A 16,896-nucleotide genomic window follows, 5' to 3' on the forward strand; every position below is an offset into this window, starting at 1 on the left:
TATCCACGCTCAGTGCTCTATATACCTAGCCGTTATCCACTTAAATATAAACAGTAATGCTTATCCGAATAGCATTACACACTGAGTATGGCCTTTAAAATGAATATTAACTGATATTGATTAGCGAATAATTTGCTTCAACGTATTCACAAAAACACTGATGTCATTAGCACTAATATCTTTATGAGTCACCAAGCGCAACTGCCGGCTCGGACTAATGATAATACCTTTATCGGCCAGTTTGGCAGTAAGCATTTTAGGGTCGATATGTTCTGCGAGTGTGGCGAAAACCATATTGGTCTGCACCAAACTAACATCGACAGCAAACTCACTCATTTCAGCCAACAACAAAGCCAAGGTTTTTGCATTGTAATGATCATCCGCTAAACGATCGACCTGCTCAGTTAACGCCAACTTAGCCGCTGCAGCGATAATACCTGCTTGACGCATTCCACCACCGAGCATTTTACGCCAACGTGTCGCTTTACCAATTAATCGCTCATCGCCTAACAGAATCGACCCAATCGGTGCACATAAGCCTTTTGATAAACAAATCGATACAGAGTCAAAGTATTGAGTAATATCGGCAATAGCAATGCCCTGCGCAACCGCAGCATTGGCAACCCGGGCACCATCTAAATGGATTTTAAGCCCACGATTAAACGCAAGACTTTGTGCCTGGGATAAATAATCTTGGTTTAATACCTTGCCGCCAATGGTATTTTCTAAGCTCAATAACCGTGTTCTTGCAAAATGCACGTCATCAGGCTTAATCGCAGCTTCAATATCATTCAATAAAATACTGCCATCAGCTTGATTATTCAGAGGCTGAGGTTGAATGCTGCCTAATACCGCTGCCCCGCCGCCTTCAAACTTATAGTTATGAGCTTGTTGACCACAAAGATACTCATCTCCGCGTTCACAATGAGACATCAATGCCAATAAATTAGCTTGCGTACCAGAACTGACAAACAGAGCACCATCAAAGCCAAACATCTCTGCAGCCATATCTTGTAAATTATTGACGGTCGGATCATCACCATAAACATCATCACCGACCTCCGCCCTCGACATGGCTAAACGCATTGCTTCAGTCGGTTGAGTCACCGTATCACTTCGAAAATCAATCATGCTGCATCTCTATCCTCTTTTACTCAACATTATGGAAGCTACGCAACTACTTCGCCGCTGATGAAATTTCTGTTAATGCCGCTAAAGCAGCTTCGTAGTTTGGGTGTTCACTTACTTCAGTCACTAATTCTTGATATTTCAATATGCCTTGAGAATCAATAATAAAAATTGAACGGGCTAATAAACCACGGTCTTTGATCAACAAACCATACTTTTCGCCAAAATCACGCCATACGGAGTCAGACAACACTTTAATTTTATCCACATTTTCGGTTTGGCAAAAACGCTTCTGAGCAAACGGTAAGTCTTCGCTAATGGTTAACATGACCACATTGGCATCATATTGAGTAAACTCTTTATTAAATCGTTTGGTCTGTAATGCACACACGCCAGTGTCTAAACTGGGTACCGCGCTAATGAGTATCGTCTTACCTTTAAAGTCACTCAAACTGACTGGATTAAACTTTTCATCCACAACAGTAAACAAGGGTGCAACCGTATTTATACTCGGTATTTTACCTTCTAAAGCAACAGGGGTTCCCCCCATAGTAATCATGGTTTTCTCACCAGCAAAACTGGGGGCACTCATAACCGATGAGGATAATAATGTGATCACTGCAATGGTAGAAAATAGCTTCATGGAAAACTCCTGTTAAAGGTACTGATGAGCGGTTTGAACTGGGTGCTAACGAGAGATCTTAGTAAACATGACACCAGTAGAAATAGTTAGAGCCAATAGTTACGCAAATGATAGCTAATGGCTCAGTGCTCTTATGATAAAGATAGTTAATCAGTTTTAATATTATATATTTAACTTTGAATCGATATTACTAGATAAAATTTTCTCGATACTCTTTAAAAGCCAGTTTAGTGACTTAATAAGCCTCAATCTACAGTTTAGACATTATTAGTTATTGTAGTATCGACAAGGCATTTTACGATGTAACGCTTAACGATCATATACTTTCCTAAAGGGCTAAATGACCTAGCCCAACAGGAACGGGGTTTGATTAACGTGACCAGTTGGTTTTGCTCAGTTCAACAATTTCATTACCTTTACCATTAATTAGCGCTTTCATCATGTAAACGCTAAAGCCTTTCGCCTGCTCGAACTTAATTTTTGGTGGCATCGCAAGCTCTTGTTTCGCCGTATCGACTTCAAGAACAACTGGCCCAGAGTGCTCCATCATTTCCGCCATTGCTTCGGGTAGTTTGCCTGGATCGTTGACATGGATCCCTTTCAGACCACAAGCTTCAGCAATTTTTGCAAAGCTTGGATTCTCTAGATCAGTATCATTTGATAAGTAGCCACTGGCTTTCATCTCCATGGCGACAAAACCCAGTGAGCGGTTGTTATAAACAATAATTTTAATCGGTAGGTTAAGTTGTTTCAGAGAGAGTAGCTCTCCCATCAACATCGAAAATCCACCATCACCACACATTGCAATTACCTGACGATTACGATCAAGTGATTGAGCTCCCATTGCCTGTGACAATGCATTAGCCATTGACCCATGGTTAAATGATCCAATTAAACGACGTTGACCATTCATCGATAAATAACGAGCAGCCCAAACTGTTGGCGTGCCAACGTCGCAGGTAAAGATAGTATCTTGACCTGCTTGCTCATCAAGCAGACGGGTTAAGTATTGTGGATGAATTAAATTATGTGATGTTTTACCATTGGCGAGAACATCCAAATCTTTTCGGGATTCTTGATAGTTTTTAACACACTGCTCTAGGTGAGCGCTAGAACGGCCTTCCTTAATAAGTTCAAGCAGTGAAGTGACGGTATTTTTGGTATCCCCTAGAACACCAAAATCAATCTGCACATGTCTCCCGAGTGACGCGGGCTGATTATCAATTTGTAAGATAGTGATATTTTCTGGATAGAAAGCTCGATAAGGGAAGCTGGTGCCTATCATCAACAACGTATCTGCTTGTTGCATTGCGTGGTAACCAGATGAAAAGCCGATAAACCCAGTCATCCCAACATCGTAAGGGTTATCATATTCAAGGAACTCTTTACCGCGCATGGCATGTACAATGGGTGCTTGTAGTTTTGCGGCTAAGGCAACAATTTCATCATGAGCATCTTTACAGCCAGCACCACACAATAAAGTGACTTTGCCGCTTTTATTAAGGTGAGTAGCAAGTGTTTTTGTGTCAGCTAAATTAGCGATATAAGAAGCAGGTTTTGGGACGTTCCATTTTGGTTTGGTCGTTTCAGGCATCGCCTTAAGCGCGATATCTCCCGGAAGAACCAGCACACTAACATCATTATGTAAGATAGCCTGACGCATGGCTGTTTCGAGTAAATATGGCATTTGTTCAGGGCTGGAAACTAATTCACAAAAAACACTGCACTCTTTAAATAATTCTTGTGGGTGAGTTTCTTGGAAATAATTGCTGCCAATTTCTGATGAAGGTATATGAGCAGCAATGGCTAATACTGGAACTTTATTACGATGACAATCGAACAAACCATTAATCAAATGAAGATTACCTGGACCACAAGAACCAGCACAGACGGCCAACTCTCCTGAAATATGTGCTTCTGCACCTGCGGCAAAAGCAGCGCTTTCTTCATGGCGTGTTCCTAGCCATTCAATCGTACCCATTTTTCGCAAGCTATCACTAATTCCGTTAAGTGAATCGCCAGTTACCCCCCAAATCCGTTTCACGCCTGCTTGTTCAAGGGTTTGAGTAATAAAACTTGCGATACTTTGACTCATATTAAGATACTCCTAAGTATGAAATTTGATGAAAAAAGGTGCAGCAGTAGATTTTTAATCAATGACAACCAAAAATCTTACCTTTAATTATCATCCTCTTGGAAACGCTGCTTAACAATGCTAAATGGTTATTTTTTCATAAACATTTATTTTTTATATGTTCAAAAAAATATATATTTATGAAATAAGGCGTTATGGCTGCTAAAAACAGTAAATAATAAAAGTAAGACTAACTAGATGATTATTGACGCACAAAAAACAACTCAATTAAGGATGTTTTTGGGGAGTAGAGCGGATATTAGGTATAAAAAAACCAGCAAATGCTGGTTTTTAGAAGATTAACTTATCTGCAATATTATTTTGCTGGAACTTCTTTCACATGCAAATCCATTTGTGGGAATGGAATTTCAATCTCAGCTGCATCTAATGCATTCTTGATTTGCTCAAGCAATTCAAAACGCGCAGTCCAATAGTCTGGTGTTTTAACCCACGGACGTACAACAAAGTTGATTGAAGAGTCAGCAAGCTCAGCTAGACCGATAGTATAACTAGGGTCTTTTAACACAAACTGATTATTATCTAAAATATCCGCTAATACCTTCTTAGTTTTAGCGATATCAGCAGTATACGAAACACCAATCGTTAAATCGATACGACGCTTTTCTAGTGCTGAATAGTTGGTGATAGTGCCGTTCATAATCGCTGAGTTAGGCGCGATAATCATTTTGTTGTCACCAGTACGTAAACGGGTTGAGAAAATGGTAATTTCATCAACTACACCGGCAACACCAGCCGCTTCGATAAAGTCACCTACGCGACATGGACGGAAAAGCACCATCAATACACCTGATGCAAAGTTCGAAAGTGAACCTTGTAATGCTAAACCTACCGCTAAACCCGCGGCACCGATAACCGCAACCAATGACGCAGTTTGCACACCAACTTGACCCAGCGTGGCGACAATAGTAAATACAAACACCAACATCCACGCTAAGTTTGCCACAAACGAAACGACTGTTGTATCCACTTTGCGGTTGGTCAATAATTTGGTTGTTATGCGTTTTGCTACACCGGAAAAATACTTACCGATGAGAAAAATAACAATAGCAGCTAGCGCTTTAAGACCATAAGTCATCAAAAACTCAGGTGCCTGCTCCACTAAAGCATCTAAACCTTCTATATGTTCCATTTCTTTCTCCATTTTAATAGCAGTCTTATTCTGCCGATATAATAAATTCTACTCGTCGATTACGCTGACGCCCTTCTATAGTGGCATTATCCGCGATCGGATTTTTGTTACTCATGCCAACGATCTCAATCGACGTCGGTTGAAATTGGTACTCATTTACGAGTAAATCTTTAATGGTGGCTGCACGTTTAAGTGATAGTGAGCGGTTAACAGCATCACTACCAATATTATCAGTGTGTCCCTCTAAACGAATAGCCACTTGAGGATGTTGCTCAATGTATTGCTGTACCCTAACCAAGGTTGGTCGCTGAGTTAACAACACTACTGATTTATCAAAATCAAAATACACAGGTTGAAGAATAGACCCAAAACAATCTACTGCCACAGAAACATCTCGTTGTTGACGACATTGTTCAGCAATAAGGGCCGAATTATTTGTTACTGTCGCGCCTAATTCAGCTTCATCAAACTCAGCATCATCTTCGGCATCTTCATCAACAATCAACAATTCAGTATCAATACAACCATTTGCCATAACAACGCTATTAACAGGGGTATCATTACAGGCATCTTTTTTATCAGGAACGCCGTCAAAATCTGTATCAACCCAGGCATGGGCAGTGCAGATAAAACAGCCAATTAAAATCAATGTCACAGCTCGAATGATAGTCATAAATACCTCTTCGACATGACATCGAAATTTGTTAAAGAATCGTATTTTAACTGTTTATCGCTGAAATTAAAAGACAACACTTTATAATCAACACCTTGCACCATCATGCTTAACTGAAATGTCACTTAAGCGTGATATAGGTATCGGCTCGATGCCAGAAAACCTTATTAATTTCCAGCTAACTTTGCAACAAAAACAACACAAATAACTAACATTACTGATAGTTGATTGTTTGTATTGACACATTTTATAACAAGCTTAACCTCTCTGTTCCCCGCATTAACATTGACTTTGCCGGCATGAAAAGGGTATATAAGGTTAGCTTTTTGATGTTTGGTTAGCATTCAGCGTCAAACTGACATTATTTAATATAAAAAATAAACAATAAAGTTGCTCAGTATTGCTTCATCACGGTCAAACACCCGTTATTTCAAGTGTTAGTTGATAAGGCAATCATAGACAACTCTTGCAAACAATTATTTCTGTGACGATATTTTCTCACAGGCAATCACAAGCTTAAGGTGGAAGACTTAATGAGTGACGCAAAACCACAAGGTACATTGTTTGGACACCCTAAGGGGCTGTTCTTGCTTTTTACAACAGAACTATGGGAACGCTTTAGCTATTACGCAATGCGTGCAATTTTAGTACTTTATTTGGTAGATAAAGTGCAAAGCAATGAAGCAGGTGGTGGTTTAGGCTGGAGCCAAGCAGACGCATTATCTCTATATGGTACTTTTACCGGTTTAGTTTACTTAACACCATTAATTGGTGGCTGGCTAGCAGATAACGTATTGGGTCAACGTAAAGCCATTTATATTGGTGGCTTCTTAATGGCAGCGGGTCAATTTACGCTTGCAGCACCACATAGCTGGATGCCGGGTTTAGAAACCACTATGTTTTATATTGGTTTAGGGACGCTAATTATAGGTAACGGCCTATTTAAACCAAATATCTCCACAATGGTAGGTGATTTATACCCTGCTGGTGATCACCGTCGTGATGGCGCATTTACCATATTTTACATGGGCATCAACTTAGGTGCAGCCTTGTCAGGCTTTATCGTTGCTTGGGCTTACACTTCATTTGGTCATGAAGTGGTTATTGGTGGTGAAGACGTGTTTATCAATAACTGGCAAGCAGGCTTCTTCTGCGCCGGTGTTGGTATGATTTTATCGTTGATTATTCAATTTTTCTTTGCTCAAAAATTACTTGGCGACATCGGTACCGAACCGGCAGCTAAAGTAGAACAAAGAAAAAATGCAGCGAGAGGTGAAACCAGAAGTGAACCACTAACTAAGATTGAACGTGACCGTATTAAAGTCATTATGGTAATGGGGTTATTCACCATTATTTTCTGGGCTGGCTTCGAACAAGCAGGCGGATTAATGAACTTGTTCACCAACAATTTCACCGATCGTATGATTGGCTCGTGGGAAGTACCGACCACTTACTTCCAATCACTCAATGCTATCTTTATTGTTGTTTTTGCCCCAGTGATTGCCTCTATTTGGATCCGCTTAGGTAAAAATGAACCTAACTCACCCGTTAAATTTGCGTTAGGTTTATTCTTACTGGCCATTGGTTTCTTATTCATGATGGGCGCAGTGTTCGAAATGGGTGGCGACGCTTCAGTTAAATCAAGCATGTGGTGGTTAGTAGGAGCTTACTTCTTCCACACCATGGGTGAATTATGTTTATCACCAATTGGTTTATCGATGGTCACTAAACTGGCTCCACTGCGTATTGCATCATTAATGATGGGTGCATGGTTCCTATTTATTGCTGCTGCAAACAAAATTGGTGGCCTAGTCGGTTCATTGATTGGCCATGGCGGCGAAGTCGAAGAACAACTCGCTAACGCAATGGCAATTTTTGCCGGCATTGGTATTACCGCGGTCGTCTCAGGTATTATTTTATACCTAATGTCAGATAAATTAGTTGACTGGATGCACGGTGCAGAAAACAAAAATGAGACTGAAGAAGAAGTATTAGAAGAAGAAATTGCAGTCACGGCCGAACACGAAGGAATTCAACGTTAATTGGTTTTGATGTAATTGTTATTCTTAATAAAATCCCCTCCAAGTTTCACTTGTGAGGGGATTTTTTATATACCCACATCATCCTGCTAGGATCGCTTCGCTGCTAGAGCAGACTTCGTCCTGCTAAAGTCGCTTCGCTACTAGAACGGACTTCGTCCTGCTAGGATCGCTTCGCTACTAGAACGGACTTCGTCCTGCTAGGATCGCTTCGCTGTTAGAGCGGACTTCGTCCTGCTAGGATCGCTTCGCTACTAGAACGGACTTCATCCTGCTAGGATCGCTTCGCTGCTAGAACGGACTTCGTCCTGCTAGGATCGCTTCGCTACTAGAACGGACTTCGTCCTACTAAAGTCGCTTCGCTGCTAGAACGGACTGCGTCCTGCTAGAATCGCTTCGCTGCTAGAACGGACTTCGTCTGCTAGGATCGCTTCGCTGCTAGAGCTGACTTCATCCTGCTAGGTTCACTTCGCTGCTAGAGTTGACTTCGTCCTGCTAAAGTCGCTTCGCTGCTAGAACGGACTGCGTCCTGCTAGAGTCGCTTCGCTGCTAGAGCTGACTTCATCCTGCTAGAATCGCTTCGCGGCTAGAGCTGACTTCGTCATGCTAGAATCGCTTCGCTGTTAGAGCGGACTTCGTCCTGCTAGGTTCGCTTCGCTATGCTGTTTGCTTTTATAGCCTCTAGCCGCGAAGCGTCCTCGCAGCGCAGCGCTCTAGGTTTCTAGTGTCTAGTGTCTAGTGTCTAGTGTCTAGATAGACTTAAACAATGATCAGCGACACGCTAACTGCATAAAGCCACCTGCTTTAATATCGGATTGATAAACCAATCCTGTAAAACGGTTATCAAGCAGTTGTTGTTTATGCTCATAAAAATGTGTGCCAATACAAATTTGTTCATCCAGTAACAAGGTTCTAGTTTGCATACTCGGCTTATCCCATACAGTACTGCCAAGAGGTGCTGATTCTGGCAATGCTAGAGGAGTAAGCTCATTACCGTTACGTAAATAGCACCTTAATCCTTTACCAGACTGCCCTATTGATAACTGGTAGCGGGTCAAATCGAGGCACACATAAATAATATCGGTATGAATATGTAACCCAGACTTCACCATACGCTCATGAAGATAAGACAACATATTATTAGGTTCGATTAAGGTATTACTTAAACCATTTCTAAATAACTTAAGTTTTTGATTAATAAAACTACGCAATAAGACACAGCCAAAAGCGGCGCTATTATCCTCAGGTGAAAAGTGTGCCATATACATCACTAAATGATGCTCCCCCACCATTGTAGAATCGATGAAGTAAGCACTAACATCATTATTTTTAAATAGACTGTAATTGATTTCGGCTTTGGGATAATAGATATGCGACGCAGGAAATAACTGCTGCTGAACACTTTTGGCCGCTTGAGCATTTTGCTCAAGTAAAGATAAGTTATCGGTAAGCTCTTGATAAGATAACTCATTCATTTCTTGTAAATGCGATTGCCCAGAAACATTCATCGGCGTAGCGGCTGACATCATCGCTTGTATGATTGCCTGCTCAATAATGAATAAATCAGCAATAGGTTTAGTCAGATAATCACTGGCACCGATGCGCAATGCTTCGACAACATCAGACATCACATCATTACCAGAAATAACAATAGCGGGTATAGCAGGATTAATATCTTGCATTTGTTTAAGCATCGACAAACCATGAAGGCCTGGCATGCTTAAGTCTGCAATAACAATATCAAAAATAGCATCGGAAAAAAGGGCTATGCCTTCATCTCCATTACATGCTTGTTGAACCCGAGCACCTTGCCGCTGCAAAAAATCAGCAACGACATGGCGAAATATCGGGTCATCTTCAACAAAGAGGATCTCGACATCAGTAAGCGCCATACAACAACCTCGCAAACTACACTGCCGAGGTGCCTGTATGCCTCGACTATTCTAGTTCATCTAAATATTCGTCAAGTAACTCATCGTCCGCTTGACTAGATGGCACATCACCATCAAAAACTTTGTAATCCATATGCTGCAAATAGGCATCTTTTACAAAAGCATAAGGATCAAGAGCATTGTCTAATAATCTTTCTTGATCAATGGCTTTAGAACGAGCATCCAAGCCTTTTAAACCCCATTTTAATACTGACTGCCACATCGTTAGCTCAGATAAAGGAAAGTATAGACCATCTACCCAGTCAGAGGCGATTTCTCTTGTCACAATTGGGCCATAAAACGGCGCCATAAAATAAGGGCCATTTGGTGTACCGTAATAACCCAACACTTCGTTGAAATCATCTTGTTTACGGTGCATCCCCATCATGTCAGCGACATCGACTAAACCCAGTAAACCTATGGTGGTATTAACCGTAAAACGGCCGCCGGCATTAGCAGCCCATCCCCACTTTCCTTGCAAGGTATTATTCACCAGAGAGCTAGGTTCCTCTAGGTTATAAACAAAATTATTAACACCCGTTCTGACTGGATTAGGGACATAGTCTTTATAACCATGGGCAACTGGGCGAATAATATACCGATCTAAAAACAGATAGTTAAAGTCCCACATTGTGCGGTTAACTTCTTCAAATGGATCGCGAGGATCATTGTATTTGATTTCGACCGCAGGACGTGATGATGTGATAACTTGAGGTGCTTCTGCTTCGGCATACACTGGCATGCTAACGGCAACAAACACCTGAAGTAATATCCATTTATACTTCATATAATTCTCTTTAAAATGACAAAAGGTACTACTCAACAAACTGCTATTTTTGTCTTTTTTATTAAAGCAATTTTTGTTCAAGTCGATATAATTTAGCAAGCAAGTGTAAGGCTGTTATTATTCACTATTTATCAATCAGGCCTTACTCATACGTCTGTGTTATCAGCAATCATTCACTGTAATGGCAATTAAACCCTGTATGTTACCCCAATAAGGTAACAGGGAGCTAAGGATACTGTGCCATTTGACAATATCAATCAAAAAATTGTAAGTGTGGTTAATATTGTTCACTGACATGTAGATTGATTTCAATAGACAAACATGTTCGTTTGAAAGGATTTCTATGGCTGTACCAACAACGCTCCCTCAAAAAACGGTCAATACCGTCACAATAAAACCTGCAGATGCAAGTCCGCAGAAGTTGACTGAGCGCAAACAAACTCAAACCGATAGTCCTTCTTTGCCAACAAAAACCTCAAATGACAAATCCGCGGTATCTAGCTCGTCGACCATTAAATCAGATTTAGCAGCCGTATTATTGCCCGTCAAAGTGTCACAACCACCAGCAAACGCACCACTCGACGTCACCATTGAAAATCAGCAATATCAACTAAACAAGACCGCTGAACTGCAAAAATTATTACAACAGACAGCGCAAGTCGTTATAGCAAGCGATCACGCTAAACTTGTGGCTCGTGCCGTTTCCAGTGCAAATGTCCCCGTAGTCCAAACAGAAGTCATCAACAACCAAGCTACCACCCCTGCAATGTCAACGGCTTCTGCTGGCTCAACGGTCACATTACCCGCCCAAACAGTTACCACTCAATTAGTGCTTTTGGCACAACCCATTCAGCTTTCCTTACCACAAGGTCTTGAGGAACTGGCAAAGCAAAATGGTGTATCAACACAACAACTCGCAACGTTGGCAACCAGAACTCAAGGTTATCCTCTGCCCACAGCGATAATAGACCAAGGGAAATTAACTTTTTCTGGTGGCACAAGCATCCAATTATCGTCAAACACCGCGTTAAACTCAGGCCAATATTTAGCTAAGGTGGTGGTGCAACATCAGCAATTGCAACTTGCGCTCACGCCAGTCATTGCTGAAATAACCGTTAATTTAACGAAACTCACCACAACGCCTCAAGCAGATCAGTCTGTTCAAGCAGCAAACATCATCATCACTAAAAATGAACCAGCACAAATCCTCAGCCAATTTCTAAAAAAGCTAGAGTCAACACCACTGCCTACACTTGATAATGCGGTAAAAGGAAGCGATACCCAACAAAAAACGCCTATTGAATTAACGCCTTTTTCAGCCAAAATCGGCCAAGATATTGCTACAGTAAAAACCGGGGGGCCGGTAACACAACAACCTAATCCATCAGGACTATCATCTGAGTCGAATCTCACTAAAACCACCAGCAATATGGCTCAGCAAGCCAATCTAGCCAAAAATGCTACCAACACGGTAGAGCAAACATCGTTATCGACAAAATCATTAGCGGAACAAAACACACCCAAAGCAAACACCGCTTCTGCGATAGACAATAGTGCAAAGAGCAATGCGCCAAGCAACAATGCATTAAACAACAATGCATCCAACAACAACGCATTAAACAAAATGAACGGTGACCCTGCACCAATAGAAGTGCTGAATAAAGCATTATCAAAAGCAGGCGCGATGCCAATAAAACAGCAGTTAAGCCAACAAGTCCCACATAATCTGGCCAGTGAACTGTTTAAGCATTTGCCTCAAATTAGCCCGCATCCATTAAGTGCATTAAGTGATCCAGCATTACTCAGCAGTGAGCTATACAGTTTAGCGGCGCTTAATCTTGCCCACACTCAGCTAGGTCACTCAACAAACTCACAACCCTCACCTCTGTTTTCGGGTAGCGCTATCACAACCTTATTCCAGTTATTATTAGGGGTGAAAACAAAATCAACAGGCTCAGGGATCAGCGATAAACTTCAGGCCCACCTTGCGCAGTTGCAACAACGGACCTTGAGTAAACTCAGTGCTAATTCAGGTCTGTTAGCCGCATTAGATAAGTTAGGAGGGGCAGACTCTTTGGCACAATTGGCTAACAGTATTGCGCTGTACCAACATGCAAGCACCGATCCCAATCAAGCCATGACTTGGTACTTTGCTCTACCTTATTCAATTAACCAACGCGATGAACAGTTTGAAGGTAAATTTGAACAAGAAAATGATTCAGACAAAGATAAAAAAGCAGGATGGAAACTACAACTCAAATTTAATTTAGCCCAAGGATCATTATTGATTTGTGCTCATAAGCAGGCAGATGTGCTTGATATCCAATTTAAAGGCAACAACCAAATGCTACTTACGAAAGTAGAACGTTTTAACCAAACACTGTCAGATAAAATTACACAAATTGGTTTTACACCAGGTAAGCTCACAACACAGTTAGCCCAAATTCCAGCGACGTTATTACCTGGCGATCACTATTTAGTCAAAACCAGAGCTTAATAGAGAACATAATGAAAGATGACTCGAAAAAAATACAGCAAGCAGTTGCACTCAGTTTTGATGGTAAAAGTGCCCCTAAAATTACTGCTACGGGTAAGGACTTAGTTGCCGAGGAGATGATATTAATCGCTAAAGAAGCGGGGATCCATATACATCAAGATCCACACTTAAGTGAGTTTTTACAGCTATTAGAATTAGGTGATGAAGTACCTAAAGAGCTGTATCTTTTAATCGCTGAATTGATTGCATTTGTGTATATGCTGGATGGAAAATTCCCAGAACAATGGGATAATCTTCATCAAAAAATTGTCGCTCAAGCATAACGCCATTCAGCGATAAAATTGTCAAACCTACATTATCTTAGGTTAATGCTGTACAAATTGGTAAATCAAACTCGCGGTGATAATTATGCCACCAACCCCCAACCCACCGAGACACAATCCAGCTAAACGATCTTGATCAAAATCAAGCCAATCATTAAATGCAGCATAATAACGCAGTGATATGCCATACAGTACAATGAGCGCTAAAGAGATAAAACTATACAAATAGTGCTCTGGATAGGCAAACGTCAGCAACGGAATAAATGCCAACAGGTAATCACAACCTTTTTGTTGTACGTCAGTTCGATACACAATGTACGTATCAATACACATTTGGATTGGAATATAGATGGCCAGTAAACCTAACAACCAAATGAAATCCATCACAGCTCCAGCATCGAACAGTGAGGGACTGTATCGCTAATATTGCAGCAAGCGATCCTGAAAAAAACGTTCTCGCCAATAACAATGTCATAAATAACAGAGATAAAAGGTACTGTTGAGTAAACTAATTGATGATGTATTGCAGAAATATAAAGGTTAGGAAATTGTTCGAAGGACATTGATTGCGTAAATTGAAAAGAAAGTTTTTTCATTACAAATCCATTTTATTAATGCGTATCCATTACACATTTTGGGGAAATAACGCTTAAATAATACAACTAAAAAACTGAGTAAACCGGCAGTTTGATATCACAAATAACACATTAAAGAAACTATATCTCTGTACAGCAACAGCATTCAAATAACAATTCGAACAACAACTCAAAATAAAACTCGAATTAACAATTCAAAATTAACACTATCATATTAATTTCATTATCCACAAGGAGCCTATAAATAATTTTATACCTTGCTATCAGATAATAATCAATACTTTACAAATAAAATAATCGTTTAAATATTCAGTAATATTAGCTAACATTATCTTAAACAGTGAATACTATTGTTAGCATAGGAGTGATGATATAACTGAACGTCATAATGTGTTCCTTTTGGATATTTAAATTATGTTCTTATACCATCATAATGCGCACAACCTCATCAACTAACACCACTAAATATTGGCAGATACGAGTATTTATTTTATTTCTGTAATTAGCCGATACAAATAGTTTAACTGGACAGTTAACTCAGGGAATAGCGATGAAGACCAACCTTAAACTGATATCCATTGTGAGTATTTTTACGATCTTGCCTGCAAAAGCGCAAGTAGTCAGTTTTAATGATTACGGACCGTTACAGGTATATGCGCAATCACCGATGCAATCTATTAATCTTAGCCCACTTTTACGATCTGGCTTTTCGTTGCCCCAAGGTCAAAAAGAATGGTACATCACAGCCAATGCAGCCAGCGTCTGGTCAGAGTCAGATGAGTTATTAGCTGATTACTACCAAAATGCGATTAGCAGCGGCTTAAAATGGCAAATCACTGAGGATTTATTGTTTGATGCTAAATACACTTGGCAATTTAGCGGTGATAACCATTTAGACTCCTTAACAATGTGGTTTCACGATGCTTTTGGATTTGAGCAAAATGGTCGTAATAAACAAGCGAAACACCAAAGTCAGATCCATTCAGAAAAATACCATATCAATGTTGAAAACTTTAATGGTGAAACCCTCAATAATGCTCTTACTGCATACCTAGGCTATCAATTACTGCAAAATGAACACCATGGTATTTCCATCGGGGGAACCTTGTACTACAAGTATGTAGATTCAGGCCCATTTGTTGATGAAAGTTTCCAGCAAAGCGTACAAATCAATTACGGTTATCACAATGGCAATCACCATGTGAACTCGACTTTAGGAATGAGTTTCTTACACAATACAGAACCGTTATCGCAAAATGCCTTCGAATCACATTACTTAATGTTGGGGCTGGGTTACGAATATCGTAGAGGTAGGCACGGTTGGTTAGCTGAATATCATCGTTATGATGGCATGGTGAGTTGGGATAAAAACTTCTCAGAAGCCTCTAATGAAGCGGTGTTGGGTTATCGCTATTACTTCAATAGCAGCGCCATCGAATTCACTATGGTTGAGAACTTTTTAAACATGGATAACAGTGCTGATATAGCTTATGTATTAGGTTATCGGCATAAATTTTAGATCCTAGGTTTTAGAGCGCTGCGCTTCTAAGGCGGACTGCGTCCTGCTAAGGACAGCTGCGCTGTTAAGCTTAGATCCTAGGTTTTTAGTGCGCTACGCTTCTAGGGCGGACTGCGTCCTGCTAGGGACAGCTGCGCTGTTTAGCTTAGATCCTAGGTTCTAGTGCGCTACGCTTCTAGGGCGGACTACGTCCTGCTAAGGACAGCTGCGCTGTTAAGCTTAGATCCTAGATTCTAGTCATCTAGGTCTTTGGTTTTATAGCAGCGTAGCGCTCTAGTCGTCTAGACTCTAAGCTCTAAGCTCTAGGCCTTTGCATTTATAGCATCTAGCCGCGAAGCGTACTAGCAGCGAAGCGCTCTAGTCGTCTAGTCGTCTAGTCGTCTAGTCGTCTAGACTCTAGACTCTAAGCCTTTGCATTTATAGCATCTAGCCGCGAAGCGAACTAGCAGCGCAGCGATCTAGGCTGTTGCTAAGATTTTATAGCATCTAGCCGCGAAGCGTACTAGCAGCGCAGCGATCTAGTTATCTAGGTGTTTCATTCTGCTAAACAACCTAACACTCTATTTCTGCCACGGTCTTTGGCTAAGTACAATTGTTTGTCAGCCGCTTCAACTAAATTTTTATTCGGCATATCATACATTGGCACTACCGTTGAAACCCCAGCGCTTACAGTAACAAATTCAGATGTTGGTGAATTTAAATGAGCTATTTTTAATGACACTATACTGTCAACAATTTGCTGAGCCACATAAGTTCCGCCAATTAAATCGGTGTTTGGCAGCACGCAGATAAACTCTTCACCACCATAACGCGCGACTAAGTCATAAGGACGATTAACGGTGTCTTGTATCTTCTGTGCAACGATGCGTAAGCACGTATCGCCTTCAGTGTGGCCATAAGTATCATTAAAGTGCTTAAAGAAATCGATATCCAATAAAATAATGGTCAATGGCTGTTTTTCACGCGCACATTGTAACCAACTTACAGGCAGCACTTGGTCAAACTTACGCCGGTTAGCAACACCGGTTAATCCATCTAACAGTGCAATAGAGCGTAATAAATCAGTTTGAGATTTAGACATCATCTGATTTTTAATACGTGCTTTAGTGATAACCGGGTTAATGGGTTTATGAATAAAATCGACTGCCCCTAACTGAAATCCTTTAACCTCTTTAACTTCATCAAAATGACCGGTGACAAAAATAACCGCCACATCTTCGGTATCGGGATCTTGTTTCAAATGTGCACACACATCAAATCCATTGAGCATCGGCATTTCAATATCTAACAATACGATATCCGGTTTGACTTTTTTACACATATCAATGGCTTGATGACCATCGCGAGCCATATAAATGTCGTAATCCGCTTGCAAGAGTTGATGCAATATTTTGATGTTCACAACTTGATCATCAACTAACAGTATTTTACCTCTAACAGGCGCAGAACCTGAAATATACTCATCTATGAACACGC

At 40.7% G+C, this 16,896-nt stretch carries 13 protein-coding genes; 4 read left to right on the top strand and 9 right to left on the bottom strand.

Annotated features, from left to right (window positions below; translation table 11 throughout):
• Window positions 1–120 precede the first annotated feature (120 nt).
• The 5 genes from ltaE to AAEY99_RS04760 form a co-directional block, all read right to left on the bottom strand.
• Window positions 121–1,131, bottom strand: a complete 1,011-nt coding sequence (gene ltaE / locus AAEY99_RS04740; protein WP_101086474.1) for a low-specificity L-threonine aldolase — start codon at window positions 1,129–1,131, stop codon at window positions 121–123.
• A 46-nt stretch (window positions 1,132–1,177) separates the two neighbouring features.
• Entirely contained in the window at window positions 1,178–1,771 is a 594-nt protein-coding gene (tpx, locus tag AAEY99_RS04745; RefSeq protein ID WP_335692435.1) for a thiol peroxidase, read from the bottom strand.
• 370 nt (window positions 1,772–2,141) lie between these two features.
• Complete coding sequence (poxB, locus tag AAEY99_RS04750; RefSeq protein ID WP_162023596.1) at window positions 2,142–3,866, bottom strand: ubiquinone-dependent pyruvate dehydrogenase; 1,725 nt, start codon at window positions 3,864–3,866, stop codon at window positions 2,142–2,144.
• Window positions 3,867–4,221: 355 nt separating this feature from the next.
• Window positions 4,222–5,055 (bottom strand): mechanosensitive ion channel family protein, encoded by an 834-nt coding sequence (locus tag AAEY99_RS04755; RefSeq protein ID WP_194956191.1) that lies wholly within the window; start codon window positions 5,053–5,055, stop codon window positions 4,222–4,224.
• A gap of 25 nt (window positions 5,056–5,080) precedes the next feature.
• Window positions 5,081–5,728: an OmpA family protein gene (locus tag AAEY99_RS04760; protein ID WP_101086471.1), complete on the bottom strand. Its 648-nt coding sequence runs from the start codon at window positions 5,726–5,728 to the stop codon at window positions 5,081–5,083.
• A 533-nt stretch (window positions 5,729–6,261) separates the two neighbouring features.
• Between AAEY99_RS04760 and AAEY99_RS04765 the strand changes: the two genes are divergently transcribed.
• On the top strand, window positions 6,262–7,770 hold the full coding sequence (locus tag AAEY99_RS04765) for a peptide MFS transporter (protein WP_101086470.1): 1,509 nt from the start codon (window positions 6,262–6,264) through the stop codon (window positions 7,768–7,770).
• A gap of 767 nt (window positions 7,771–8,537) precedes the next feature.
• Here AAEY99_RS04765 and AAEY99_RS04770 read toward each other — a convergent pair.
• On the bottom strand, window positions 8,538–9,659 hold the full coding sequence (locus tag AAEY99_RS04770) for a response regulator (protein WP_162023598.1): 1,122 nt from the start codon (window positions 9,657–9,659) through the stop codon (window positions 8,538–8,540).
• Between the two features lie 46 nt (window positions 9,660–9,705).
• Window positions 9,706–10,440, bottom strand: a complete 735-nt coding sequence (locus AAEY99_RS04775; RefSeq protein WP_502959493.1) for an MlaA family lipoprotein — start codon at window positions 10,438–10,440, stop codon at window positions 9,706–9,708.
• A 388-nt stretch (window positions 10,441–10,828) separates the two neighbouring features.
• On the opposite strand from AAEY99_RS04775, the gene AAEY99_RS04780 reads away from it, so the two are divergent.
• Both AAEY99_RS04780 and AAEY99_RS04785 read left to right on the top strand, forming a co-directional pair.
• Window positions 10,829–12,982 carry a flagellar hook-length control protein FliK gene (locus tag AAEY99_RS04780; protein WP_351009408.1) on the top strand — a complete coding sequence of 718 codons (2,154 nt, stop codon included), beginning with the start codon at window positions 10,829–10,831 and terminating at the stop codon, window positions 12,980–12,982.
• An 11-nt stretch (window positions 12,983–12,993) separates the two neighbouring features.
• On the top strand, window positions 12,994–13,305 hold the full coding sequence (locus AAEY99_RS04785; protein WP_041413136.1) for an EscU/YscU/HrcU family type III secretion system export apparatus switch protein: 312 nt from the start codon (window positions 12,994–12,996) through the stop codon (window positions 13,303–13,305).
• 42 nt (window positions 13,306–13,347) lie between these two features.
• Here the strand turns inward: AAEY99_RS04785 and AAEY99_RS04790 are convergent, their stop codons facing one another.
• Window positions 13,348–13,689, bottom strand: a complete 342-nt coding sequence (locus AAEY99_RS04790) for a hypothetical protein (protein WP_101086466.1) — start codon at window positions 13,687–13,689, stop codon at window positions 13,348–13,350.
• Between the two features lie 762 nt (window positions 13,690–14,451).
• Between AAEY99_RS04790 and AAEY99_RS04795 the strand changes: the two genes are divergently transcribed.
• Entirely contained in the window at window positions 14,452–15,420 is a 969-nt protein-coding gene (locus tag AAEY99_RS04795) for a DUF3187 family protein (protein WP_192116277.1), read from the top strand.
• Window positions 15,421–15,955: 535 nt separating this feature from the next.
• Here the strand turns inward: AAEY99_RS04795 and AAEY99_RS04800 are convergent.
• The gene (locus tag AAEY99_RS04800) at window positions 15,956–16,894 is read right to left on the bottom strand and encodes a diguanylate cyclase (RefSeq protein WP_351009411.1); all 939 of its coding nucleotides are present in this window, start codon (window positions 16,892–16,894) and stop codon (window positions 15,956–15,958) included.
• Window positions 16,895–16,896 lie beyond the last annotated feature (2 nt).

This window comes from Shewanella sp. S1-58-MNA-CIBAN-0166 (assembly GCF_040310085.1).
Taxonomy (GTDB): domain Bacteria; phylum Pseudomonadota; class Gammaproteobacteria; order Enterobacterales; family Shewanellaceae; genus Shewanella.

What these genes read in the sequence shown, in the direction of transcription:
- AAEY99_RS04780 (WP_351009408.1), top strand. Translation starts at nt 10,829, where the DNA reads ATGGCTGTACCAACAACGCTCCCTCAAAAAACGGTCAATACCGTCACA.
- AAEY99_RS04755 (WP_194956191.1), bottom strand. Translation starts at nt 5,055, where the DNA reads ATGGAACATATAGAAGGTTTAGATGCTTTAGTGGAGCAGGCACCTGAG.
- AAEY99_RS04765 (WP_101086470.1), top strand. Translation starts at nt 6,262, where the DNA reads ATGAGTGACGCAAAACCACAAGGTACATTGTTTGGACACCCTAAGGGG.
- AAEY99_RS04795 (WP_192116277.1), top strand. Translation starts at nt 14,452, where the DNA reads ATGAAGACCAACCTTAAACTGATATCCATTGTGAGTATTTTTACGATC.
- AAEY99_RS04770 (WP_162023598.1), bottom strand. Translation starts at nt 9,659, where the DNA reads ATGGCGCTTACTGATGTCGAGATCCTCTTTGTTGAAGATGACCCGATA.
- poxB (WP_162023596.1), bottom strand. Translation starts at nt 3,866, where the DNA reads ATGAGTCAAAGTATCGCAAGTTTTATTACTCAAACCCTTGAACAAGCA.
- tpx (WP_335692435.1), bottom strand. Translation starts at nt 1,771, where the DNA reads ATGAAGCTATTTTCTACCATTGCAGTGATCACATTATTATCCTCATCG.
- AAEY99_RS04785 (WP_041413136.1), top strand. Translation starts at nt 12,994, where the DNA reads ATGAAAGATGACTCGAAAAAAATACAGCAAGCAGTTGCACTCAGTTTT.
- AAEY99_RS04760 (WP_101086471.1), bottom strand. Translation starts at nt 5,728, where the DNA reads ATGACTATCATTCGAGCTGTGACATTGATTTTAATTGGCTGTTTTATC.
- ltaE (WP_101086474.1), bottom strand. Translation starts at nt 1,131, where the DNA reads ATGATTGATTTTCGAAGTGATACGGTGACTCAACCGACTGAAGCAATG.
- AAEY99_RS04790 (WP_101086466.1), bottom strand. Translation starts at nt 13,689, where the DNA reads ATGGATTTCATTTGGTTGTTAGGTTTACTGGCCATCTATATTCCAATC.
- AAEY99_RS04775 (WP_502959493.1), bottom strand. Translation starts at nt 10,440, where the DNA reads ATGCCAGTGTATGCCGAAGCAGAAGCACCTCAAGTTATCACATCATCA.